At 68.0% G+C, this 22,986-nt stretch carries 17 protein-coding genes and 2 pseudogenes; 7 read left to right on the top strand and 12 right to left on the bottom strand.

Annotated features, from left to right (window positions below):
* The first annotated feature begins 524 nt into the window (after positions 1-524).
* Positions 525-896: a hypothetical protein gene (locus AC5Y6Y_RS10670; protein WP_499930088.1), complete on the top strand. Its 372-nt coding sequence runs from the start codon at positions 525-527 to the stop codon at positions 894-896.
* Between the two features lie 635 nt (positions 897-1,531).
* Here the strand turns inward: AC5Y6Y_RS10670 and AC5Y6Y_RS10665 are convergent.
* The 4 genes and pseudogenes from AC5Y6Y_RS10665 to AC5Y6Y_RS10650 form a co-directional block, all read right to left on the bottom strand.
* Positions 1,532-1,894 (bottom strand): annotated as a pseudogene (locus AC5Y6Y_RS10665) (WXG100-like domain-containing protein); the annotation flags it as partial.
* Between the two features lie 41 nt (positions 1,895-1,935).
* Positions 1,936-2,229, bottom strand: a complete 294-nt coding sequence (locus AC5Y6Y_RS10660; protein WP_499929976.1) for a hypothetical protein — start codon at positions 2,227-2,229, stop codon at positions 1,936-1,938.
* Between the two features lie 22 nt (positions 2,230-2,251).
* Complete coding sequence (locus tag AC5Y6Y_RS10655) at positions 2,252-2,779, bottom strand: YbaB/EbfC family nucleoid-associated protein (RefSeq protein WP_499925710.1); 528 nt, start codon at positions 2,777-2,779, stop codon at positions 2,252-2,254.
* An 85-nt stretch (positions 2,780-2,864) separates the two neighbouring features.
* Positions 2,865-3,182: a WhiB family transcriptional regulator gene (locus AC5Y6Y_RS10650; RefSeq protein ID WP_463826508.1), complete on the bottom strand. Its 318-nt coding sequence runs from the start codon at positions 3,180-3,182 to the stop codon at positions 2,865-2,867.
* A gap of 344 nt (positions 3,183-3,526) precedes the next feature.
* On the opposite strand from AC5Y6Y_RS10650, the gene AC5Y6Y_RS10645 reads away from it, so the two are divergent.
* Positions 3,527-4,660 (top strand): FHA domain-containing protein, encoded by a 1,134-nt coding sequence (locus AC5Y6Y_RS10645; RefSeq protein WP_463826507.1) that lies wholly within the window; start codon positions 3,527-3,529, stop codon positions 4,658-4,660.
* A 4-nt stretch (positions 4,661-4,664) separates the two neighbouring features.
* Here the strand turns inward: AC5Y6Y_RS10645 and AC5Y6Y_RS10640 are convergent, their stop codons facing one another.
* Together AC5Y6Y_RS10640 and eccE are read right to left on the bottom strand one after the other, a co-directional pair.
* Positions 4,665-5,444 (bottom strand): DUF5336 domain-containing protein, encoded by a 780-nt coding sequence (locus AC5Y6Y_RS10640; RefSeq protein WP_499929974.1) that lies wholly within the window; start codon positions 5,442-5,444, stop codon positions 4,665-4,667.
* A gap of 90 nt (positions 5,445-5,534) precedes the next feature.
* Positions 5,535-7,244 (bottom strand): type VII secretion protein EccE, encoded by a 1,710-nt coding sequence (gene eccE, locus AC5Y6Y_RS10635; RefSeq protein ID WP_499929972.1) that lies wholly within the window; start codon positions 7,242-7,244, stop codon positions 5,535-5,537.
* A gap of 108 nt (positions 7,245-7,352) precedes the next feature.
* Here eccE and eccB point away from each other — a divergent pair, with 108 nt between their 5' ends.
* A complete protein-coding gene (eccB, locus tag AC5Y6Y_RS10630; RefSeq protein WP_463826504.1) occupies positions 7,353-8,855 on the top strand; it encodes a type VII secretion protein EccB in 1,503 nt (500 codons plus the stop codon).
* Between the two features lie 4 nt (positions 8,856-8,859).
* On the opposite strand, the gene eccD (AC5Y6Y_RS10625) is transcribed toward eccB, so the two are convergent.
* Complete coding sequence (eccD, locus tag AC5Y6Y_RS10625) at positions 8,860-10,347, bottom strand: type VII secretion integral membrane protein EccD (protein ID WP_499929970.1); 1,488 nt, start codon at positions 10,345-10,347, stop codon at positions 8,860-8,862.
* Positions 10,348-10,460: 113 nt separating this feature from the next.
* Between eccD (AC5Y6Y_RS10625) and eccCa the strand changes: the two genes are divergently transcribed.
* From eccCa to AC5Y6Y_RS10605, 4 genes and pseudogenes are all read left to right on the top strand, one after another.
* Positions 10,461-14,486 carry a type VII secretion protein EccCa gene (eccCa, locus tag AC5Y6Y_RS10620; RefSeq protein ID WP_499929968.1) on the top strand — a complete coding sequence of 1,342 codons (4,026 nt, stop codon included), beginning with the start codon at positions 10,461-10,463 and terminating at the stop codon, positions 14,484-14,486.
* The gene (gene eccD / locus AC5Y6Y_RS10615; RefSeq protein ID WP_499929966.1) at positions 14,483-15,958 is read left to right on the top strand and encodes a type VII secretion integral membrane protein EccD; all 1,476 of its coding nucleotides are present in this window, start codon (positions 14,483-14,485) and stop codon (positions 15,956-15,958) included. The genes eccCa and eccD (AC5Y6Y_RS10615) overlap by 4 nt, the downstream gene beginning before the upstream one ends.
* The gene (mycP, locus tag AC5Y6Y_RS10610) at positions 15,958-17,367 is read left to right on the top strand and encodes a type VII secretion-associated serine protease mycosin (protein ID WP_499929964.1); all 1,410 of its coding nucleotides are present in this window, start codon (positions 15,958-15,960) and stop codon (positions 17,365-17,367) included. The genes eccD (AC5Y6Y_RS10615) and mycP overlap by 1 nt, the downstream gene beginning before the upstream one ends.
* Positions 17,368-18,418: 1,051 nt before the next feature.
* A pseudogene (locus AC5Y6Y_RS10605) lies at positions 18,419-19,840 on the top strand (MinD/ParA family ATP-binding protein); the annotation flags it as partial.
* Between the two features lie 248 nt (positions 19,841-20,088).
* Here AC5Y6Y_RS10605 and AC5Y6Y_RS10600 read toward each other — a convergent pair.
* From AC5Y6Y_RS10600 to AC5Y6Y_RS10580, 5 genes are all read right to left on the bottom strand, one after another.
* Positions 20,089-20,385 carry a hypothetical protein gene (locus tag AC5Y6Y_RS10600; protein ID WP_463826499.1) on the bottom strand — a complete coding sequence of 99 codons (297 nt, stop codon included), beginning with the start codon at positions 20,383-20,385 and terminating at the stop codon, positions 20,089-20,091.
* Positions 20,386-20,403: 18 nt separating this feature from the next.
* Positions 20,404-20,673 (bottom strand): hypothetical protein, encoded by a 270-nt coding sequence (locus AC5Y6Y_RS10595; RefSeq protein ID WP_463826498.1) that lies wholly within the window; start codon positions 20,671-20,673, stop codon positions 20,404-20,406.
* Between the two features lie 68 nt (positions 20,674-20,741).
* Positions 20,742-21,560, bottom strand: a complete 819-nt coding sequence (locus tag AC5Y6Y_RS10590; RefSeq protein WP_463826497.1) for an ESX secretion-associated protein EspG — start codon at positions 21,558-21,560, stop codon at positions 20,742-20,744.
* A complete protein-coding gene (locus AC5Y6Y_RS10585) occupies positions 21,557-22,630 on the bottom strand; it encodes a PPE domain-containing protein (protein WP_463826496.1) in 1,074 nt (357 codons plus the stop codon). The genes AC5Y6Y_RS10590 and AC5Y6Y_RS10585 overlap by 4 nt, the downstream gene beginning before the upstream one ends.
* A gap of 55 nt (positions 22,631-22,685) precedes the next feature.
* The gene (locus AC5Y6Y_RS10580; protein WP_499925726.1) at positions 22,686-22,976 is read right to left on the bottom strand and encodes a PE family protein; all 291 of its coding nucleotides are present in this window, start codon (positions 22,974-22,976) and stop codon (positions 22,686-22,688) included.
* Between the last annotated feature and the right edge of the window lie 10 nt (positions 22,977-22,986).

Raw genomic sequence — 22,986 nt, 5'->3', positions numbered from 1 at the left:
GGATCCCGGTCGTATCGCGAGCATGCTCCGAATCTCGCTGTCCGACAGGGTCTCTGGTGTAGTCATTGGAGGCTTCGGTGCGCCCGGTCGCATCGGGATGCGAGCCCCCGGCGAATCGATCCCCAGGCGTCCGGTCGGCGCGTTGCTCGTCGCGGCCCGGCTGTGATTGGCCGTCCCGCGCCGTGTCACGGACGTGGTGCCCGTCGCGCGGTGCGGCAATGTCCCGCCGGGGTTGGGCATCGCGGGCCGACGGGCTGTCGCGCGGGGGCTGGGCATCGCGCGTGGCGGGTGTGTCGCGCGCCGGCGCCACGTCATGTGGTGCCACGACTTCGCGTGGTGGCAGCAGGTCATGCGGTGGCACGGAATCCCGCGGTGGCATATCGCGGGCCGGAGCAACATCATGCGCAGGCGGTGAGTCACGGGGCGAGTGCGCGTCGATGTCGCGCACCGGGTGCGTCGACGGCTCGGTGCCCGCGGGGGCATGGCTCGGGTCCGAAATGCCATGCGTAACAACGCTATCCGAGGTGCGGGCGGCAGGCGCGCCAGCCGGATGGCCGGCAGCGGCGGATCCCGCGTCCGGCAGCCCGGACCGGGGGGGTGCGGCCGGTGCGCTCGGCGGCGGGCTGGAACTGTGCGCGGCCGGCGAGCCGGTGTGGGTAGCGGCCACCTGGGGGGTGCTCGGCGGTGCCGGCGCGCTCGGCGACCCGGTCGCGGGCGTGTCGAGGACGCCGGGGTGGTTCACCGGCGGTGCGGTGGCGCTGTGGGCGGTGATGCCGGCGTCGCCGCCGGCCAACCCGGTGGGCACCACCTCATGGGTGTGCGAGCCCGGGTTGAGCGGGACGTCGACATTTCCGGCGGGATGTCCGGCGGGCACCACGGCGCTCTCCGGAGAGTGACCAAGGGCGCCGGTTCCGGGTTCGGCCACCGGCACATGCGGCGGTTCGCCCAGCGAGAGAGGTCTGACGCCCGTCTGCCCGGTCCGGTCGCCGGTGAGCGCACTGGGCTCCGAGATCCCCGGCGCGCCGGTGCGGCGGAGCCCGTCTATGCCACCGAAGACCGCCCCGGCGCCCAGCGCGTCGCCGAGATTCATGTGCCCGGTCATCACCTGTTGGGCCGCGAGCGCACCACCGGCATTGCCCACGAACGAGGCACCGAAATTCTTCGCGTGGTTACCAAGCACCGACCCCGCGTCAAAGTCGTTCGCGCCCCGCATTATTGGGCCGATCGCGGCGCCGGATATCGCTCCGGACCCGACATCACCCCAGAACGACCTCGAATCGAATTCGTGCCGGTGACCCTGAATGCCCTGAATGCCCTGAATGCCCGCATTCATAGCTCCGGACGCCAGGGCGTTGATCGCCGCGCCTTCGAGCGCCCGCACCGCGATCTGGGCGATGACCCGGGCTACTGCTTCTCCCACCACTTTCGCGACTGCCGCACGAATGATCTGGGAAATGACTGCCTCGGCGCCGGCGATCAGTGCCGCCATCTGCGCGGGAGCCGTCCAGTTGATCCAGATCGACGCCAGCAGCGCGGTCAGACTCGCCGCCAGCACAACCAGGTTGGCGATGAACATCTGCTTGGCGAATTCGATCTCAGTGGCCGCCTTTTCGACCGCCTCCGCCAGTTGTCTCATCTGACCTGCGACTTGGTCTATCGACGGCGCATAGGGTTTGAGCCCTTCGATCAGCTTGTCGTGAAACTCGCCGGCCGTGAATCCAGAAAGGGTCGACTGGGTGGCGGCGTCCAGATCAGTCTTGAATCGCGTCAACTCGTCCGCGTAGTGCCGCCACCTGTCAGCCTGCCGCCGACACGCGGTTTCGTCCCCTTCCGGAAACGGCTCGCCGATCAGGTCGCCTACCCACCGCAACCAACCCGGAAGCTCGATACCCACGGCTTACGCGCCCAGCATCAGGCCGGCTCCCGTGCCGGCGGCTAGCCGGCGACCCCGCCATCCGCCGCGACGATGGTGTTGGCGGCTTCGGTGAGTGCGGGTGCGACGCTGGCCACCCCCTGCGCGAGATCTTTGGCGTTGCCAAGGGTTCTCGTGCGGTCCGGATCGAACTTCCCGGCAAAAGCCGAACCGATCTTGTCGTGCGACCACGGCGAGTCACCGGACAACTCCGCATCCACGCTGCGCATCAGGGTAGCGAGCCGATTTCCGAGTTCGTCGAATTGTCTGATTCCCGCGCGTGCGGTGGTGTCGTCGTATTCAAACTGTCCTGCCATGTGCGGTGAACTTCCCTTCGGCTCAATCGTTGTCGTGAATCGTCAGCTGCCAGTCCGGCGGGTCGGCGGCTGGAGCGGCCGTGCGCTGATGGTCCTCGGCGTCGAGCTCTTCGGCCAATGTGCGCCGCTCCCGGGAGCCGGGCGCGGACAGCGGCACCTGCGGCTGCAACGGCTTGAGTTCTTCGACGTCAGTGACGGGCGGGACGCCGAACTGCGCGACCTGTTGCCACAGGCCGGCCTGGAAGGCATCGGTCTTGGCGCGCATCTGGGCGGCCGCCGCCTGCGCGGCCTGCACGACCGCGGCACCCACCTCGGTGCCACTCGCCTGCGCCAACAGCGTCTCATCGAACTCCACCTGCACCACCACGCCCTGGGCGTTCACCCACACGTGCGCGAGATCGTCTGTGGACCATCCGTCGGCAGTCTCGATCGCCATCCGTTGCGCCGAACGGGCTGCCGCACCCTGAAATTCCTGGAGATTGGACAGCAAGCGGTCCACATCGAGACCTCCGGGATCACTACTCCCGAACAGGCCTGCGAAATTGCTCACGATGTCCCCCAGGTGACCGCTGCTGTGCGGCTAGTGTAAAGGCCCGCCAACTATCAAATGCGCAGCATTTTGCCGCGATCAGGCGTCAGTTCCGGGAGCCGCGGGGCCGGCCACGCCGGCGCGGGCGAACCTGGTAGCCGCCCCGTTCGGCCAGCGCCCGCAACCGGCGCAGGGCGAAGTCGCGCGCGCGCCCGGACTCAGGGATCACCACACCGGCCCACAGCCCCTCCACATTGGGGTCCTGGCATGCTTCGCGGGCGCACAGCCACCGGCGTGGGCAGCTCAGGCACAGGGCCTTGGCTTCCTCGTCGGGTTCGCAGGTTGTCCACCGATCCGGGTCCACGCTGCACACCGGCACGTACTCGTCCAGCGGCGTGGACAACGGTGTAACCGCTGCGGTCATGATTTTCCTCCCGACTCCTGTAACAACCCCTCGATGCGACGACTTTAATCACAAGTCGGGGCATATCGCAACAATTAAAACGTAGCGCCTACTGAGGTAAGCGGTATTTTACGTGTGTACTACAAGACAACCGTGGCATCGAACTGTCCCGAAGCGTAGCGCGGTGTGGCACGGTCTGCATTCAGACCGCCATCGCGAACGCGATTGCACCCGAGAACCGCAGCGATTCGAGGGTCGAACGCGGTTATGTAGCAGGAAAGATGTAGCATCGACCCACAGTGCTGAAGGAAGGCTGCAGCGACGATGCCCGATTCTTCGGGAGTCCAAGCCGGGGGAGTGGCGCAGTGACACCTGACCAGACCGTGCCCGCGACGGCGCTGGTGGTCCGGCTCGGTGACGAGGAGCACATGCTGGACCCGTCGGCCGGTGTCGCCGTCATCGGTCGAGACGCCTCGGCCACCATTCGTCTCCCCGACGACCGGATCTCCCGGTGGCACCTGCGCCTCGAACCACATCACGATGGCTGGCAGGCGATCGACACCAGCACCAACGGCATGTACCTCGACGGCGTGCGGCGCAGCTCGGTGCAGGTGACCGATACCACCACCATCCATCTGGCCAACCCCCAAGGCTTCCCGGTGACCCTGTCACCCGGTTCGGTGCCCGACACAGCCCGGGACATCACCACCGTGATCGAGCTGCCCGACGCCGACGAAGATCAGTGGTGGGAGGCCGACGATCCCGGCGTGGCGCGCGCGGGTCAGGCCGTCGCGGCGCGGCGCAACGAACTCGAGATCACCCAGCGCGGCCTGGCCAAAGACAAGATCATCAACGCCGGCACGCTGATCGCTTTCGAGAAGGGCCGCAGTTGGCCGCGGCGAGCCACGCTGGCGAAGCTGGAGAAGGCCCTGCAATGGAGCCCGGGCACCATCGCCCGCATTCGCAGCGGCTCGGCGGTGCTGCCCATCGCGGCGCCGGCCACCGTCCCCAGCAAAGTCCCTTCGGGTGCCGAGGAATCCACCGAGGTGCTCACCGACACCGTGCGGGCTCCGTTGCTGGCCGAGGCCGTCGAACTGGCCATGCACACCATCAGCACGGCCACCGCCGAGCTGCCCGACCCGGCCGACCCGGCGTTCGCGCCGAGAGTCACGCAGATCCTCGCCGACCTGCGCAAGCTGGAGAACCTCGCGGCCAATGCGGCCCGCAACACCAAGGGCACCCCGTCGGTGGTACTGGCGTTGAGTACCGTCCGGCGGGCCTACAACGACGTGATGGACCGGGCCGCGCGTTCGCCGAACGCCACGCTGGGCCAGCGCCTGTACGGCGCGCGGCACCGCGCCGAACTCAGCCTGGAAGAAGCTGCGGCTGCCGCGGGCCTGCCGGCTTCGGTCCTGGCCGACGCCGAGGCCGAGCGCCCCGTTCCCGACGATGTCGCGGCCGTGCTCACCACCCTGATCGGGCAGCTCTCCGTCAGCTGAGCAGTTACTGCGGCGCGCTGCGGTAGCCGGTCTCGAAGGCCACTGTCTGCTGTTGCGCGGGTTGCGGGGAGTGGCCGACGTTGGGCAGTCCCGAGGACGGCGCGACGGGCGCGGTCGACGACGCACCGGTCGGCGCAGTGGCCGGGCCGCCGAAGAATTCCGCATAGCTGGCGCTCTGCGCGGCCCGCCGCGATTCGGTGGCCGACGCGGGCTGCACCTGATGGGCCTGCCCGGAGCCGTTCTGGTATTCGGCCGCACCGTCGTCCTCGTGCGCATACTGCCCGTAGTACTGCGCCGCGGCCTGCGCATATTGCTCGGCGTAGGCCGCGTACCACGCCTGCTGCGGGTCGGCCTGGGCCGGCTGGTTCAGCACGGCGCCCACCGCGACGGCCGTCTGCGCCGCGTTCAGCACCACCACCACCCACAGCGCCCAACCCGGTTCGACGCCGTCGGGCACCACGACTCCGCGTGATAAGGCGTCCAAGAACCCCATCCCGGCCAGCGCTGCCACCCACTTCGCGGCCGGCGTCTGCCGGGGAAGCAGCCCGAATGCCGCCAACAGGCCGGCCAGGGCGGGAAACCGGACGTCCCAGTCGATACCACCGACGCCGAGCATCGGCCCGAAACTGACCAGGTAGGAACACAGACCCAGCACCGCGACGGCCAGCGACAGCGCGCGGTGCGACATCTTGGCGCCGGTTTCCGGTTCGGCGACCCACTGCGAGTAATCGCTGGATGCGCCCGGTTGCTCCGGCGCGTGGTAACCGCCCGAGGGGTACGACATGATCACTCCTTTGAACTGCCCCGATCCGGGGTGACCTCGATTTACGCTAGCGCACCGCAGCGGTGCAAAACGGCACCGCGGACCGCGGTTCTAGTCCTCGGCGGCGAAAGACGCTTTCAGGTAACGCATCTCCTCGTCGGTCGCGACCATGGTGACCACCGACGCGCCCGCGCGGGTGCTGACCTGCACTGTGTCGGTCCGCAGATCCAGCAGTTCCAGCGCGACGTCGGCGTTGGCCGTCACGGCAGCCCCGGGGGGCATCACCACGATCGCGGTCACGCCGACCCGCACGGACTGCTCGGTCACCCCGTCGAACATCTCCACCGAATAATTGCGGTCGGCTCCGGCCTGCATGGAACCCCGGTTGAAGTCGGCGACCCACAGCAGGTCGTGATCGTCCACCTCGTCAACCATGGTGCGCCACAGCGCCGGACGCCGCGTATGCACCAACACGTGCGCGCCCAGCGCCAGCGACCGCAACACCACCTGCTGGGCCAGGTGCAAGGTGCCGGCGATCTCCACGCGCCGGATCTGCGGACCGAACAGCGCCAGCGCCACCGCCCGGCCGTCCTCGTCGGCTCCGATCACCTGCCCGCAACCGGAGGCCGGTACGCAGAGTGAGGCGAAGTCCCGGTCCGGGTCCGTGCTGGAGTAGGCCCACTTGACGATCGGCTGCCGCGGCGCTGGCACCGGGAGGCTCGCCGCCAGTGCCGCATACTGCCTGCCCCGCAGATGGGTCAGTCCGCGCAGGTTGATCCGGGCCCTGCCGTGGGTGTCGAAGCGTGCCAATCCGCGGATCGCGACCGGACCGCTCGGATGCTCGCGCCGAAACGACAGGCTCATGGTGGTCGAGTAGCTGGGAATGGTCCACAGCAGTCCGAGTCCCGCCGTGGTCAACATGTCCGGCTTGATCGCGAAACTGCGCAACCGGAACCGGCCTTCGCGGCAGGTCCGCCAGGTTTCTTCCACGGTGACCAGGTCCACCCCGTCGGTGAGCTGATTGGTCGCCTGACCGATCTCGGCGGCTGTCAGCACCCGGGTGCGCAGGCCGCCCTCGGTCAGTCGGTTGGCCACGCGGCGGGTGGCGGTGGTGGCCGCACGCAGGATCCCGTCCCGTCCGCCGCCACGGCGGCGCACCGCGTCGGCACACCGGGAGGGGTCGAACCGGATCGCGATCCACACGTGGCGCTGGGCGATCGCCGGCAGCGGACCCAGCACGGCGTCGTACACCGCGGCCACCTGGCTGTGGCCCTGGGATCGGGCGCCTTGGCTGAGCACGTCGATGGAGTCCAGGGTGATGTCGAACTGCTGCAGACAGTCCACCAGCGCCCGCACCGGCACGGTCTCCCCGGACACCGTGGTGCCCGGCTCCATGATGGTCATGGCCTGCGGGTTCTCTTCGATCTTCAGCAACGACATCAAAGTGCTGCCGTCCCAACGGAATCCGATCAGTGCACCCTCGGCACCGGGGACATCGAAGGGGGCCCCATGATTCGTCCGCCGGGCCCGTTGCCGCCGTTGTCGCCAGAAGCCGGCCCGCAGGGCCAGCAACCGCGGCAACGTGGTGCCGCGCAAGCGCAGCACCACGATCAGCGCCACCGCAAGCCCGGCCAGACTGCCCTGCCAGCCGGGGAGCCCGAGCGCCGGTGCGGTCACCGTCCCAGCGGCGATCAGCAGCTGCAGCACCAGCAGGTCGGGCAACGGCAGGAAGCGCTGCGCGCCGATGTCGATTGTCGACCGCAGTTCGTTCGGCTCCGACGGCGCACCCGGGTCCGGGCGCGTCCCTGCACGACGCGGCACAGTCGGATCCTATCCAGTGTTGCGGGCGGAAATCCGCGCGGCTTTAGCTGGTGACGGCGTTATACGCTATCCACGCTCGGTGCTTGCCCGACGCTGATGGGGGTGAACATGCCTGCGCAAGTGACGACGCGCGCGCAGGTCAACGGCTATCGATTCCTGATTCGCCGACTCGAGCACGCGCTGATCCGCGCCGACTCCCGGATGATTCACGACCCGATGCGCGGGCAGATCCGTTCGCTGCTGGTAGGTCTGGTGATCGCGGTGCTGATCACCGGGGCCGCCGGGGTGCTGGCCTTCTTCAAGCCGTCGCCCAACATCGGCGATGCCCAGATTCTGCTGAGCACCAACGGCGGGTTGTATGTCCGCATCGGCGATCGCCTGCATCCGGTGCTGAATCTGGCCTCCGCGCGGTTGATCACGGGTAAACCGGATCCCGCCAAGTCGGTCAGCGACAAATGGCTCAACAAGTTGCCGCGTGGACCGATGGTCGGAATCATCGGAGCGCCCAACGGAATTCACGCCGGCGCGGACCTGCGCACGTCGCGGTGGACGGTGTGCGACGCGGTCACCACTCCGGACGTGTCCAAGAACGTCGGACTGGCCAGCGTGCAGACCGCGGTCGTCGCCGGTGACCTCACCCTCGACGACGACATCCGCCGGGCATCGACCTCCCAGATGCTGCTCGTCCGCTCCGGGGACACCGTCTACCTCGTCTTCGACGGCGTGCGCGCGGTCATCGATCCCTCGGACTCCGTCGTGATCAACGCCCTGCACCTGCAGCGTGCGCAGGTACGTCCCATCTCGGTCGCGTTGCTGAACACCTTCCCATTGGTTGCGCCGATCCGGTCGGTGACGATCGAGGGCGCGGGCAGCGTCGTCCCGGGTTTCCCCACCTACCCGGTGGGCTCGATCGTCAAAACAGTCGACTCGCGGGGCGAGCAACTCTATGTGGTGCTGGCCGACGGCCTGCAGCCGATCTCATCGGCGGCCGCCGACATCATCCGGTACAGCAATCCCAATGACGTTGCGGCACAAGGGAATCATGAGGTGTCGCCGGCGGTGGTGAGTCAACTGCCGATTGTGCACACGCTGCCGTTGGACCATTACCCGAGTGTGTCGCCGCAGATCGTGGACGCTGAACCCGACCGGGTGGTGTGCATGGCGTGGGAGCGTGGTAACTCCGCCGCCCAGGCAGCAGTGCACCTGCTCATCGGGCATCGCCTCCCGATTCCGGAGGGGGCGCAACCCGTCAGCCTGGCCACCGCCGACGGCAACGGTCCAGGCGTCGACTCGGTGTACATCAAGCCGGGCACCGGTGAGTATGTCCAGACCACCGGCGGCGAGGTGGACAGCCGGGCGATGGGGCAGCTGTTCTACATCTCCGATTCCGGCGTGCGCTATCACCTCAAGGATCTGCCGACGGCCGCGGCGCTGGGCGTCACCGGGGTGCACGACGCGCGCCTCGACGCCGAGGTGCCGCAGTTCGCGCCGTGGCCGGTCGTGGCCCTGTTGCCGGCCGGTCCGGAACTCTCGCAGGAAGCGGCGCTGGTGGCACACGACGGGATGGCCGCCGACCCGCGCGGGTCCAAGGTCGAGCAGCCGAAGTCCTGAGCGATCAGAGCCGCAGTTCGCGAAACACCGCGTACAGTCGCACGATCCAGCAGCACAGCGGGAACACCATCACGATGGCCAGGTACTCCAGAATCTCGACCTGGCGGCGCATCACCGGGGAGAACTCCAACCTGGGCGCGACGATGCCGCAGGCCACGAGCAGCACCATCAGGATCACCAACGCCAGCGTCGCGTCCAATTCCCAATCGTCCAGGCCGACCGCCATCTTGACGATCGTCAGCAACGCGATCGACAGGCCCGCGCCGATCAACGTGGCGGACTGCACCAGATCGTGATGGCTGCGGCCCCGCAGACACAGTACGGTGGCCACAGCGGAAGCGAAAGCTGTTCCCTGCCAATAGAATCCGTTGCTGACGTCGACCGCCAGGTAGCAGCCGACGGTCGCGGTGAGCGCGGCGGCGATCAGGATGCCGGTCAGGTACTGGCTGGCCCGGCGCACCCGCAGGGTCATGCCCTCCTCGGTCGGGATGACCTGTTTGCCGACGGCGTTGACCCCCTCCACGGTGGTCCCACCCTGGGTTTCGATGTCGTCGAGTGGTTCCCCGGCCGTCGGCACCCGGGGCACCGGGAGTTTGGCCAGCAGGATCGTCACCCGGGGGGACAGGTAGACGACGATCACCGACACCGTGGCCAGCACCGCGCCGATCGCGCGGGGCGGCGGATTCCACAGCAGCGCAACCGCGGCGGCCGCGCCACCGATCACCGCGAGCGCGATCACCGCGGTGTGCAGGGTGCGGCCCCGGCCGGTCACCAGCAGGATCAGCAGCGACGCCAGGCCCGTCAGCGCAAAAGCCATCGGCAGCGATGTCACCCCGAAGCCGTCCGGTACCACATACAGCGCGCCGCCGAACAGCAGCGGCGTGGCCACCGCGGCCACCCACTCCGAACGCCCCGAACGGTGCGCGATCACGCACGCGAGGATCACTGTCAGCACCCCGATACCGAGCGCGGTCGCCGGGACATAGATCCGTTCGGCGTGGCGTGGCAGCAGGAATGCGACGGCTGCGGCGGCGGTCAGGCCCACCCCGAAAAAGGTGATCGGCCGCGCATCGCGGGCGGACCAGGCGGTGAACGGATTCCGGGCCTGCTCGCCGGCGTCCGCGACGTCGTCGAACAACATCGGGCGCTGCGGATGGTCGATCTCCCGGATGGCCAGCAGCTCCCCGTCGTAGATATTGGCCTCGGACAGGGACCGGCTGGGGTCGATCGCGTCGTCTCCGAGGCGCGCCAGGGTCCACTTTCCCTCGGTCGTGTCGAAGACGACCTGTTCGAGTCCGGTGTCCGAGGCGGGGTGCGCGGCGATTTGCTCGTTGGCGATGTCGATGACGTCGTCGATGAACGCGCTGATGCTGGTATTGGCCGGCAGACCGAAGTCCAACCGCAGGTCACCGACCACGAGCGTGACGCGGCTGAGCGTGGGCTCGGCCTCCGATTCGGCGTCTAATTCCGACAGCGACGGCGGTAGAGTCATCGCTATCGGGCCTCCTGCGGGTGGTGTCACTCGCTGGTGACCATACCTTTGGACGTCTCAAGCCTATTTCGGTAAGCCGGTTAAAAGTTTCGGGAAGTTCGGGGAAAGACCGTTTGAGTACGCAGGGTTTCGTGCGCCGATTGCGGGTGTCGCCACCGCGGATGCCGGGCGGGGAAGTCAACCTGCAGGCGCCGCCGGAGGTGCCCCGGGTGATCCCCGGCAACCTGCTCACGAAGTTGCTGCCGTTGGTGATGATCGTCGCGGTGGTCGGGATGATCGCGCTGATGGTGACCGTCGGGGGCCGGGATCTGACGCGTAATCCGATGTTCCTGATCTTCCCGATGATGATGATCATGTCGATGGCCGGCATGTTCATGGGGGGCGGCGGCCGCACCGGTAAAGCGGCGGCCGAACTCAACGAGGAGCGCAAGGACTACTTCAGCTACCTGGCCAACCTGCGTGACGACGCCGAGCAAACCGGCGAGGGTCAGCGCGCCGCCCTGGAGTGGTCGCACCCCGACCCGCGGGCGCTGGCCGACGTGGCCGGCACCCGGCGGATGTGGGAACGGCGGATCACCGACAACGACTGGTGCCATGTCCGGGTGGGCATCGGCACCCACCGATTGGCCACCCGATTGCTGGCACCGGAAACCGGGCCGCCCGAGGATCTCGAACCGGTGTCGACGGTGGCGCTGCGCCGTTTCGTCAAGACCCACTCGGTGGTGCACGCCCTGCCCACGGCGGTGTCCCTGCGGGCTTTCCCCTCCATCACCTTCGGCGGCGACCGCAAGCTGGCCCGGCAGCTGGTGCGGTCCATGGTGTTGGAGCTGTGTGCCTTCCACGGCCCCGACCAGGTTCAGGTCGCGGTGGTCACCGCGAACCCCGACGGCGAGAACTGGAGTTGGGTCAAGTGGCTGCCACATGCGCAGCACGCCACCGCGCGGGACGGGATGGGCCCGATGCGCCTGCTGTTTCCCAGCCTGGAACTGCTGGAGCGCTCGCTGTCCGCGGACCTGGGGGAGCGGGGCAGATTCAGCCGCAACGCCGAGCCGACCAAGGGTCTGCGACAACTGGTAGCGGTGATCGACGACGGTTACATCACCGGGACCGAGCGCCTGGTCACCGATGCCGGGTTGGACAGTGTCACCCTGCTCGACCTGAACGGCTCGGACGCGGCGGCCAACCGGCGCGGCCTGGCCCTGGTGGTGGACCGGGACGCCGACGGGGAGAGCGTCGGTGCGAGCACCGCGGTCGGCGTCGAACGGTTCGCCACACCGGACACGATCACCGTCGCCGAAGCCGAGGCGACGGCGCGCCGGATCGGCCGCTACCGCCTGGCCAGTGCCGCCCACATCGTGAATCTGGAGGCCGATGCGCGGGCCACCGACCCGGGACTGATGGCACTGCTGAAGATTCCCGACGCCGCCGAAATCGTGCCTGAGCAGGTCTGGCGCAAACGCTCACCACGGGAACGGCTGCGGGTGCCGATCGGTTACACGCCCAACGGTCAGCCGCTGGAATTGGACATCAAGGAGTCCGCCGAGTCCGGGATGGGCCCGCACGGCCTGTGTATCGGCGCCACCGGTTCGGGCAAGTCGGAGTTCCTGCGCACCCTGGTGTTATCGATGATCACCTCGCACTCACCCGACGTGCTCAATATGGTGCTGGTCGACTTCAAAGGTGGCGCAACGTTTCTCGGACTAGATGGGGTGCCGCACATCGCGGCGATCATCACCAACCTCGAGGACGAACTGATCCTGGTGGACCGGATGCGCGATGCGCTGGCCGGAGAGCTGAACCGCCGTCAGGAGCTGCTGCGATCGGCCGGCAACTTCCCCAACGTCAACGAATACGAACGGGCCAGAGCCGGTGGCGCCGAACTCGAACCGCTCCCGGCACTGTTCATCATCGTCGACGAATTCTCCGAATTGCTCTCCCAGAAGCCGGATTTCGCTGAGCTGTTCGTGATGATCGGCCGACTGGGCCGGTCGCTGCACGTACACCTGCTGCTGGCTTCGCAGCGACTCGAGGAAGGAAAGCTGCGCGGGCTGGATTCGCACCTGTCCTACCGGATCGGCCTGAAGACATTCTCTGCCGGCGAGTCGCGCAGCGTTCTCGGCGTGCCGGACGCCTACCACCTGCCCAGCGTGCCGGGCTCGGCCTTCCTCAAATGCGATGCGTCCGAACCGATTCGGTTCAACACCTGCTATGTCTCCGGGGACTACGTGCGGCCCCGCCGGGCGCAAACCGGTCGCGGCAGGCAGCTGGGCGCGCTGGCGCCGAAACTGTTCACCGCCACCCCGGTCAAGAAGGAGGTGTCGGTCACCCCGACGGCGGATCCGGAAATTGCCGAAGCCAAGCCGATGTCTCCGAGCAAGATCACCCTGCTCGACGTGGTGGTGTCGCGGCTGCGGGGCCACGGTCGGCCGGCCCACGAAGTGTGGCTGCCGCCCCTGGACGAAAGCCCGGCGGTCAACCAGCTGCTGGCGGACGCCAACTGGTCGGCTCCGGAGAATTTGGACGGCCGGTTGTGGCTGCCCGTGGGGGTGGTCGACCGACCCTACGACCAGCGCCGCGACGTGTTGATGGTCGACCTGTCCGGCGCCCAGGGAAACGTCGCGGTGGTCGGCGGGCCGCAGTCGGGTAAGTCCACCGCGCTGCGCACTCTGATCATGTCGGCGGCCGCCACGCACACCCCCGAGCAGGTGCAGTTCTTCTGTCTGGACTTCGGCGGTGGCACGCTGAGCAGTCTGGCCAATCTGCCGCACGTCGGCGGGGTGGCCGGCCGGATGGATGCCGACGCGATCCGTCGCACGGTGGCCGAGGTGTCCGGCGTGCTGCGCGCGCGCGAGTCGCGGTTCCGCGACCTGGGTATCGAGTCGATGCGAGACTTCCGAGCCCGCAAGGCGCATTTGGCAGCCCTGCCGCCGGAGGTCGCCGCCGCCGATCCGTTGAGCCAGGACAGGTTCGGCGATGTGTTCCTGGTGATCGACGGCTGGGCGTCGATCCGAAGCGATTTCGAGATGCTGGAACCAACACTGAATTCGCTTGCAGTGCAAGGTCTTTCATATGGTGTGCATTTGGTCATCTCGGCGACCCGGTGGATGGAGATGCGTTCGGCGGTCAAGGACATGCTCGGCACCCGCATCGAGTTGAAGCTGGGTGATGCGCTGGACAGCGACGTGGGCCGCCGGTTCAACGAGCTGATCCCGGTCGGCCGGCCGGGCCGGGGTATCAGTCACGAGCGGTTGCACATCCTGATTGCGTTGCCGCGGCTGGACTCCAGTTCGGGGGTCGAGGATCTGCCCGAAGGCGTGTCGAGTGCGGTCAACGCGATGCGCGCGCACTATGGCAACCGGCAGGCGCCGCGGGTGCGGATGCTGCCGCACAACCTGGATCGTGCTGCTGTGGTGCGGGCGGCGCGATCGGCCGGAATGCTGGACGCCGCACGTGTCGCCATCGGCATCAACGAAGCCGAATTGGCGCCTGTCGTTTTGGATTTCGAATCCCAGCCGCACCTGGTGGCGTTCGGCGACGTCGAATGCGGCAAGACCAGTCTGCTGTGCAACATCGCCACCGGGCTGATGGAGAACACCACGCCCGACCAGTGCAAGATCGTCCTGGTCGACTACCGCCGCTCGATGCTCGGTGTGGTGGCCAACGAGTACCTGGGGGGATACGCCACCGCATCGCAATCCTGCGCCGAGTTGATGACCGCACTGGCCGCGACCCTCCAGGATCGGCTGCCGCCCAGCGACATCACCCAGCAGCAACTCAGAGAACGCTCGTGGTGGTCGGGCCCGGACATCTTCGTGATGGTCGACGACTACGACCTCGTCGCCACCGGACCGATGAGCAGCCCGCTCAGTCCCTTGGCCGAATTCCTGCCCCAGGCACGCGATATCGGCTTGCGGGTGGCGGTCACCCGCCGGATCGGCGGAGCGGGACGGGCCATGATGGACCAGTTCATCGGACGGCTCAAGGATTTGTCGTGCAACGGATTGGTGATGAGCGGCACCAAGGACGAAGGGGCGCTGTTCGGCTATCGGGCCACCGAGATGCCGCCGGGTCGCGGCATGCTGGTCTCCCGGTCCACCAAGAGTGGCGTGATCCAGCTTTCCAGGATGCCGGACCTGTGACCGGCGTCAGCGAACTCAGACAACTGCGGGTGGTGTCGGCCGCGCCCGAGCACATCCGCGTCTCGGTGTTCGGGGGGCGGACGCAACTGGACATCGCACTGCCACTGGATGTGCCGGTATCGGGGTTCGTCGCGGATCTGGCGCGGCTGATCGGCTCCCGGGACAAGGAACAGGACGGGGACGCGGCGGCCAAGGACGAGCGCCGGACATTCTGGGTGCTGAGCCGATTCGACGGCGGCACGGTGTTACAACCCGCCCAGACGTTGCGCGACGCCGGTGTCGTCAGTGGCGATCTGTTGCGGCTGTCCGCTCGTCGGGCGCTGTCGCCGCCGGTCCTCTACGACGACGTGGTGGACGCCGTCGGGCGGTTGAACAAGACCGCCCACGCCGCCTGGGGAGCGGGATCGGCGCGCTGGATGTCGTTCGTCGGACTGCAGCTCGCAGCGCTGGCCATCACCTACTGCGTGGTGGGCCCGGTCGCCGCGGCCAACCGCAGTGTGATCGTCGTGCTGGCCGCGGCCGTCGCTCTGACGCTGGTCGGCGGGGCCACCCTGGCGCACCGCTCCTACGGCCTGGACGATGTCGCTGCCGCGCTCGGGTGGGCGGCGATCCCGATTACCGTCGGGATCGCCTTCGCGCTGCTGGCCCGGTACGGCGACTACGGGCTGGCCGGTGCCTGCGGGACGGTGCTGGTGTGCTGCCTCGGGTACGACCGGATCATCGGCACCGGCCACTGGGCGTACGTCGCGGTCGGGTTGCTCTTCGGTGTGGTGGGGGTCGCGCTGGCGGTGCGTGCGTCGCACGTCCGCGGCGACATCGTCTTCGTGGTCGCTGCGGTGGCGGCGATCCTGATGTGCCTGAGTGTGCAGCGGCTGACGACGCGGTTGGGCCGGTTCGAGACGCCTACCGTGGCCGTCGAAACCAACCGCGAGGACTGGGATTTCCAGAATCCTTTCGAGCCGTCCGCGCCGATGACGGGCGATTCGGGCACCATGATGCCCACAGCCGAGCAGGTGTGGACCAGAGCGAAGTCGGCGGCTGTCACGCGCGCCGCATTGTTGAGTGGGTTCGCCTCCGCGGCAATGGTTTACGTGCTCCTGCTGGTGCGGGGCGGGCCGACAGCGGACTGGCCGGAGTTCGTCTTCGCGCTGGCCGGTGCGGCGGTGTTGGCGTTGCGCAGCCGGGTCTATGCCACTGGGTTCGAGCGTGCTGCGCTGGCCGTGCCCGCAGTAGCCCTGGTGATCGGCACGTGTGTGACGGCGCAAGGCGGAACTCGGCCGATGCCGGAGGTCGCGCTCGGCGTGCTGCTGGCCGTTGCGCTGGGCGGCGCCCTGTCCGGCTTGAAAAAGTCCGGCAGTGGTCCGTTTTCCCGGGTGGCGACGTTGCTGGCCTACCTGGATTACCTGGCCGTGGGTTCGCTGATTCCGCTGGCGCTGTGGGTGGTGGGCGTCTACCAGCGGTTGGGATTCTGATGAGGCGCGGGGCCGCGGTGCTGGGCGCGCTGCTGTTGATCGCGGCGCTGAACCCCGCAGCGGCGCAGGCGATCCGCCCGCCGGCGGTGGAGCCGGGGCCGCCGCCGAATGGACCGCTGGGACCCGTCGAGCCGACAGATCTCAAGGCGATCTGCGGAGTCCCCACCGGGGTGCTGCCCCAGACCGACTTCACCTTGCAGACCAGCGCCGAAGCCATGCTGAACTACCCCGATGCGTGGCGGTTCGCCCGCGGCGCCGGACAGAAGGTCGCCGTGATCGACACCGGCGTGAATCGGCATCCGCGGCTGCCGGCCGTGGAAGGCGGCGGCGACTACGTGTCGAACACCGACGGGCTGCAGGACTGCGACGCGCACGGCACGCTGGTGGCAGGCATCATTGCGGCGGTCCCCAGTCCCGCCGACAGCTTCGCGGGCCTGGCGCCGGAGGCGACCATTCTGTCGATCCGGCAGAACAGCACCGTCTACGGCGTCAAGGAGGGCGGCTCTGGGCAGACCAACGACCCCAACGCCATCTCGCCCGGGTACGGCAACACCCTGACATTGGCCTACGCGATCACCCGCGCGGTCAACCTGGGCGCGACCGTCATCAACCTGTCGGAAGTGGCGTGCGGCCCGGTAGGAGGCGGCCTCGACGACGTCCAACTCGGCCGCGCGGTTCGTTATGCGTTCGAGCGCAACGTGGTGGTGGTGGCCGCGGCGGGCAACTTCAACAGCCAGGGCCTCTGCAAGATCCAAAACGCCATGCCCGATCCGAACATGCCGTTGAAGAGTGGCTGGGATTCGGTGCGGACCGTTGCCAGTCCCGCCTGGTTCAGCGACTACGTGTTGACCGTCGGCGCGCTGACGACATCCGGCGAGCCGGCCGACTTCAGCCTGCGCGGTCCGTGGGTCGGCGTGGCGGCACCGGGGGAACGAATCATCTCGCTGGACTCCAACGGCCCCGGGTTGATCAACGCTGTCATGGGTCAGCAGGGTTTGGCGCCCATCAATGGCACGAGTTTCGCGGCGCCCTTCGTCTCGGGTCTGGTGGCCTTGCTTCGGTCCCGGTTCCCTGAGCTGAACGCCGGCCAGATCATCGATCTGATCAAGCGGACCGCCCACACTCCGGGTGCGGGCCCCAACGAGGCCACCGGATACGGCGTGATCGACCCCGTCGCAGCGTTGACCTATCGGCTGCCGACGCCAAGCGAGATGCCCAACCCCGAAGCGGCGCGGCCTATCGCCGGGCGACCGCGCCGTGACCCGAGCAGTCAACGTGCGCAGATCATCGTGCTGTCGGTCACCGTCGGCGCGGTGGCGTTGGCCGCAGTGGCTGTGGCGCTGTCCGTGGCAAGACGCCGTCGTGAGTTGAGGTCGGCTGACTCCGGGCGCACCGACCTGGCGAATTGACGAATCGCCATTCGTGCGCGCGCGAAGCTGTGGGAATCTCGACCTGAATTAACCGTTTCGCGCTACGTAGGATTGAGAACGGCGCGGAATCGAATTTGCGAGGGGAAGGGGGAGGACAGTGTCGAAACAATCGCCCAGGCAAACGCCTGCTGACGACGAACGCGGGTCACTGGCGCATCCCCCGTGGCTGACCGGCGAGACCCAGCGGCGGCGCGTGCCGATCGGTCGCGAAGAGCGCGACCGGGACAAGACGAAGGGCAGGGACCGGGCCGAAGACAAGGCGGGTGGGAATGGCCGCGGCTCGTCGAAGACGGACGTGCCCGCCGTCGAACAACGCACGCCGTCACCGCCCGCGGCCGCCCCGCCGAGGTTTGATCCGGTCCCTGCTTCTGGAACCGAACCGGACGTCGCGCACCCACCCGCCCCCGCGCCGGAGCCGGCCGAGCAGCAGACCAGGCGGGTGGCGGTGCGGCGTGACCGCGTGCAGGCCGGCCGGCCCGGTGAGGCTGCGTCGGACACAGCCGCGGTGCCGACCGAACCGGTGCCCGCACCGCCGCCGACGGATCCAGCGTCCTCGCCGCCCCCCGCAGTGAGTCAGGTTGACGAGTCCGCCCATTTCGGTCGCCATTCCCGGCAAGCTCAGCGGACCGAAGCGCCCGAATCCGCGGCGAGACTCAAACCGTCAGAACCCGAGCCGCCGGTCGAAGTGTCGACGGGGAATGGGTGGGAGCCTGCGCCGTCGACGGAAGCGAGTTTCGAGTCGCCGACTCCTGAGTCGTTGGCACCCGAGGAGCCCAGGCCCGACGAAGCCGGTGCACTCGACGAAATCGAATTGCGGGCCGCAGCGCTACTCGAGCAAATGCAGGCCAAGAGAGCTCAGTTTTCGTCAGCGGCGGCGGAAGAACCGGACGACCGCGTGCCCCCGGCTGACGCTACGGCACGTGTCGAGGAGTGGCTGCCGACGGAAATCCCTGCGCCCGAAGTGGAGTCGCAACAACCGGTTGCCGCCGACGATCCTACGCCCACGGAATGGCACTGGACCGACATGATGGCCGAGGTGTCGGCATCGCAAAGCGATGCGCCCCAGACCGACTCCACAGTCGAGGCGCGGCCCGCGGAATCCGACACTGCCGCACCGGCAGCGAATCTAGCTGGCACAGAACCCGATTCGACGGAGCGTCAGCCGGAGTTTCCGCCGTGGCAGATGCCGATTTCGACCACGTCGGGAACTGAGGTGGTCGAAAACACAACAGCGTCAACCGAACCCCCGCCTGCACCGCGGGCGCCGCCGACACCGCCCGCCCGGCCGCGGCTGGGCGCCCTGCCGCCGTTTCCGCCTCCGCTACCGCCCGGCCCCTTTCCGCCGCCGTGGTGGCCCGGTCCTGCGCCGGGTCAGCGCCTCCCGCCGGCCGCGCCCCAACGGCCCGCGAGACCGGTCGCCGGCCCGCCGCCCCGTGCCCCCGGGGGCCCGCCGCCGGCCCGCGGACCTCAACCGCCGGTGGGCCCACCGCCCAGCTATCAGCCTTTCCGCGCGCCGCCGCCCATCGACGAGGCCGAGGTGGCCAATCTGGACCGGTTCGCCCCGCCGTCGGGCTGGCGTCGCGCGGTGCACAAAGCCACGTCCGGGCACGTCAATCCGGGGGCGTCGCGCAAGGAACGTCGGCACGAACATCTCCTTGCCGAGATTCGGCAGCCGATCGTCGGCGACTTCCGCATCGCTGTGCTGTCGATCAAGGGCGGAGTCGGCAAGACCACCACCACGTTCGGGCTGGGTTCGGCACTGGCGACGGTGCGCCACGACCGGGTGATCGCCGTGGACGCCAATCCCGACCGCGGCACGCTGGGCGAACGAGTCGGCGACGCGTCGACCCGCTCCACCGTGCGTGACCTGTTGTCGGATCCGAACATCAACCGCTACGCCGACGTCCGCAATCACACCCTGATGGCCACCAGCCGGTTGGAAGTGCTTGCCAGCGAACAGGATCCAGCTGTTTCAGAGGTGTTCGGCGCCGATGACTACCGACGCACGGTGGAGATTCTGCGGCACTTCTACAACATCATCCTGACCGACTGCGGCACCGGCATCATGCATTCGGCGATGTCGGCGGTGCTGGATCTGGCGCACACCATCGTGCTGGTCAGTTCGCCGGCCATCGACGCCGCACGCAGTGCTTCGGCGACGTTGGACTGGCTTGTGCAGCACGGGCATTCGGGGCTGGTGCGGGAAGCGCACGTGGTGCTCAGTGCCTCCCGGCCCGGGTCGGCGGCCCTCAAACTGGACAAGGTGTACGAGCACTTCCAGACGCGCTGCCGGTCGATTCATCTGATCCCGTTCGACCCTCATCTGGCCGAGGGGGCCGACGTCGACTTCGACCGGCTGCGGCCCGCGACCAGGCAGGCCTACCTGGAGCTTGCCGGGTCGGTATCTGAGAACTTCGGGCGGTTGCGGGGCGGCGCGCCGGAACAGGCATAGCTGTCCCAGCGTGGTGTGTGCGGTCGCCGCGTACTGGCTCAGTCGAAGGCGCGATCTCGCCGGCGGACAAACGCCGGAAACTCTGCTGTCCGTTGTTCGCGAATTCGACAACACGAAAGTGCACCTGGGCGCCGTGTGGTCGAGACGTAGTACTTGACCGGAAGTGTGTGGATCCTGTCGCCCGAACGGTGGAAACCCGGACTCGTCGAAGACGAGCCCGGGCCTCAGCCTCTAGACTTGTTCCGGCCTCATCCGAGGATGTTGGCGGCCTGTTGGTTGTCGAGATCCTGTACCAGCTGGTTCTGGTCGACGGCACGAACCTGAGTGGCGTGCAGGTCCTGGATGATCTCGTCCATCTCGTTGGAGAAGCGCACCCGCAGCGCGTTGATCTCCTCCGGTGCGTGCCCGGTGTAGGGCCCTGAGGTCAGCGCGTTGAAGAGACCGTCGATCTCGGTCCGCATGTTCTCCGCATCCGAGGTGATCTGCCGAATGGCGTCCAACGTGCTGAAGTTCGCCTCGAAATTGTATTTGATGCCGTATGCCATGAGTTGTTACCTGACTTTCTACGCGTCGACGTTGCGGTGGTCCTGGATGTATTGCATGGAGCTAGTGGCCAGGGCATCGGTTTGCTGCTGAATGGTGCGAATGTGGTCGAGATGCTCCACCATCCGGCCGTGGAAGTTCTGGGCCTGGTTGCCGTGCCAGTTCAGCCCCACCATCTGCGTGACTTCGTCGTCCATCTTCTTCATCAGCTGGTCGGTGGACTGCAGGTGTTCGAAGATATTCTTGACGTGCGGATCGGCGTCTTCGGTTAATTCAAAAGGATGTGACATACGTTTCTCCCTTTCCGTGTGCCCTCACCAACGAGGACACGGTGGCTCTATTTCTTGGACGTATCGCGCTAAGCCAATGACGCCTCCCATTGGTCCGCCGATAACTCGACAAGTTGACCGATCGCCTGCCCGATCGCGTGGTCCGATCCGGGCTTGAGCGTCGTCCACAGTTGGCCGCTCGGCGAGGCGCTGGGTGCTCCCACCAGCCGGCCTCGTTTGGTGTAGAACACCGCGACGGCAGCCGGCCGACGAGAAATCCGGTCCTGGTCACTGCACAGCGTGTAGTAGACGATCTCGGCGAACGCCATCCGCGACGCCAGTGCCGAGCCCAATAGCATGGCCGTGCGCGGTTCGGCACCCAGGGCACGCACCCGGTCGGCCAGTTGTGCGGCGTCGTGCGTCCCGGTGAGATTGCGGCTGATCGACTCCGTCGGTGCGCCGACCGGAACCAGCTGCGCGGCCTCGGCTCGCGGTAGCGCGCTGAGCAGGGCCCGGGCTGCCCAGGATTGGTCTGCCGCGCCGTCGGCCGGCCGCAGGGTGATCTGATCGCCCACCCGCCGGGCCAGCACACCGATGTTGCCGCAGCGAACCACGCTCACCCGGGCGATCCCGTCGGGCGTCACCAGGCGCATCGCCAATTCCCGCTCCGGCCGGCGCAGCGCGCGTAGCAGTGGGACCAGGTCCGGATCGACGTTGCCGTCCAGGATCAGTCCCCGGGCGGCGAGGCTGCGGGTGGCGGCATCGAACGCCGCGTCCAGTGCGTCGACGGTGCCATAGCGGGGGTGCACTCCCAAGACTGCCGGAAAACCCTGAATCCCGACTCGCGCTCCCACGACCTGCAGTTCGTCATCGGTCAGGGTGAACCCGGACAACACCGCGGTGGTCACAGGCTCACCTCCTGCTCGGCGCCGATGACCGCCGGGGAGACCCACCGGTCAGAGACTTGCTGCAAGGTCCGTTCGGGTTCTTCGGCGAAGCCCTCCGCGTGCTGTGGCTCGGGGGCCGCCAGGTCGTCGAAAATCGCAGTGTTGGGGCCCCAGCTGACGTGCGAGACGGTAAACGGGGCGTCGCTCTGCTGCGCGGCCGGCAGCCACGACTGGCCGCTGTCGGACAGACTTGCACCCGCCTCGCCGGCGCCCTCAAGGGCGCCGGCCTCGCGAAACGATTCGTAAGACTGGCCGCTGCCGTCCCGCCGGCCGGCGCCCATCGGGGCGTAGCCCCCGCCGCCGCGCCCCATCCCGCTGCTGGACGAATCGGCGGAGAAGGTGGTCTTGCGCAGTTGCGCCGGGTCTTTGGACGGGGCGACCGGACTGGCCAGCATCGGTGACAGCTGCCTCGGTGCGCCGCCACCGCCACCGCCGCTGCCGGAACCGCCTTTGGACCTGCCCTCCCTCTCGGACTTCAGCGCGGCGCCATTGGTGATCTGCGGAGGCACCGGCTGCTCCCAGGGCTCGGCGAGTTCGGCGCAGGCTTCCTCGTACCGATTCATCACAGCGGCGGCATCCGCCTGCTGTGCTGACGCGGCCTCGTCGAACTCGGCGAAGCTGCCCTGCAGGATCGCGCCGTTGTAGGCCGACAGCGACGCCATCATGTCCTGGGCCGCCTTGGCTTCCACGGCTTCGGAGACGCTGGGCATGGACAGGATCGCGACGGTGTTGGCCACCGCAGCTTCTTCCGCGCGCCGTCCGTTCGCCGCGGCGCTCAGGCTGGCCGCCTGCAGCCACTTCCCGAAGGCTTCGAGTTTGCGCGCTACGGCTTGGGACGTACTGCTCTCCCAGGCCGCCTGGAAGGATTCGATCAACCGGTCGTAATCGGCCGATACCTTGGCGAACTCGTTGGCTACCCGAATCCATGCGGCGCCGGCTTCGCCGACCGAGGACGGCCCGGGGCCCTCAGTCAGATCCTGCGCAAGCTGCTCGGTGCTGCGCGCTTCCCAGACGACATTGGTGAATCCCATACTCTCGACCCCCCCTTCCAGTGGCTCAGTGCCGCCGCTACAAGCGACGGGTCGGTCAGTCGGCGAGGTCCGCCTCGGCCATCCGGCCGGAGTGCGAACGCAACGCCGCCGACGCCTCGTGGATTGCGTTGGCGCCCTGGTCGGATGCCTTGGTGAAAGACCCCAGCACCTCATTGAGGGTGTGCGCCACCCGCTGCGAGACCTCGTCGCGGCCCGAGGTGACAGCGGTGAGGTTGGGCCGCTCGGCGTCCATCACCCGCTGCATGCGGTTGGCGAGTTCATCGAGTTGCCGGGTGGCTTCGGTCAGCTCGTCAGGTCGGATGGACAGCCGGTTGTTGTCGCTCATTTCTGTGCTC

Source organism: Mycobacterium sp. NGS24, from assembly GCF_059813065.1.
Note: the sequence above shows the minus strand (reverse complement) of the source record. Positions and strands in the feature narration are given on the sequence as shown.

Bases quoted from the DNA above. Each gene is read 5' to 3' on its own strand.
- eccB (WP_463826504.1), top strand. From the start codon at position 7,353: ATGCCTGCGCAAGTGACGACGCGCGCGCAGGTCAACGGCTATCGATTC.
- AC5Y6Y_RS10640 (WP_499929974.1), bottom strand. From the start codon at position 5,444: ATGTCGTACCCCTCGGGCGGTTACCACGCGCCGGAGCAACCGGGCGCA.
- AC5Y6Y_RS10585 (WP_463826496.1), bottom strand. From the start codon at position 22,630: ATGGGATTCACCAATGTCGTCTGGGAAGCGCGCAGCACCGAGCAGCTT.
- AC5Y6Y_RS10600 (WP_463826499.1), bottom strand. From the start codon at position 20,385: ATGGCATACGGCATCAAATACAATTTCGAGGCGAACTTCAGCACGTTG.
- AC5Y6Y_RS10660 (WP_499929976.1), bottom strand. From the start codon at position 2,229: ATGGCAGGACAGTTTGAATACGACGACACCACCGCACGCGCGGGAATC.
- mycP (WP_499929964.1), top strand. From the start codon at position 15,958: ATGAGGCGCGGGGCCGCGGTGCTGGGCGCGCTGCTGTTGATCGCGGCG.
- eccD (WP_499929970.1), bottom strand. From the start codon at position 10,347: ATGACTCTACCGCCGTCGCTGTCGGAATTAGACGCCGAATCGGAGGCC.
- AC5Y6Y_RS10580 (WP_499925726.1), bottom strand. From the start codon at position 22,976: ATGAGCGACAACAACCGGCTGTCCATCCGACCTGACGAGCTGACCGAA.
- AC5Y6Y_RS10595 (WP_463826498.1), bottom strand. From the start codon at position 20,673: ATGTCACATCCTTTTGAATTAACCGAAGACGCCGATCCGCACGTCAAG.
- AC5Y6Y_RS10650 (WP_463826508.1), bottom strand. From the start codon at position 3,182: ATGACCGCAGCGGTTACACCGTTGTCCACGCCGCTGGACGAGTACGTG.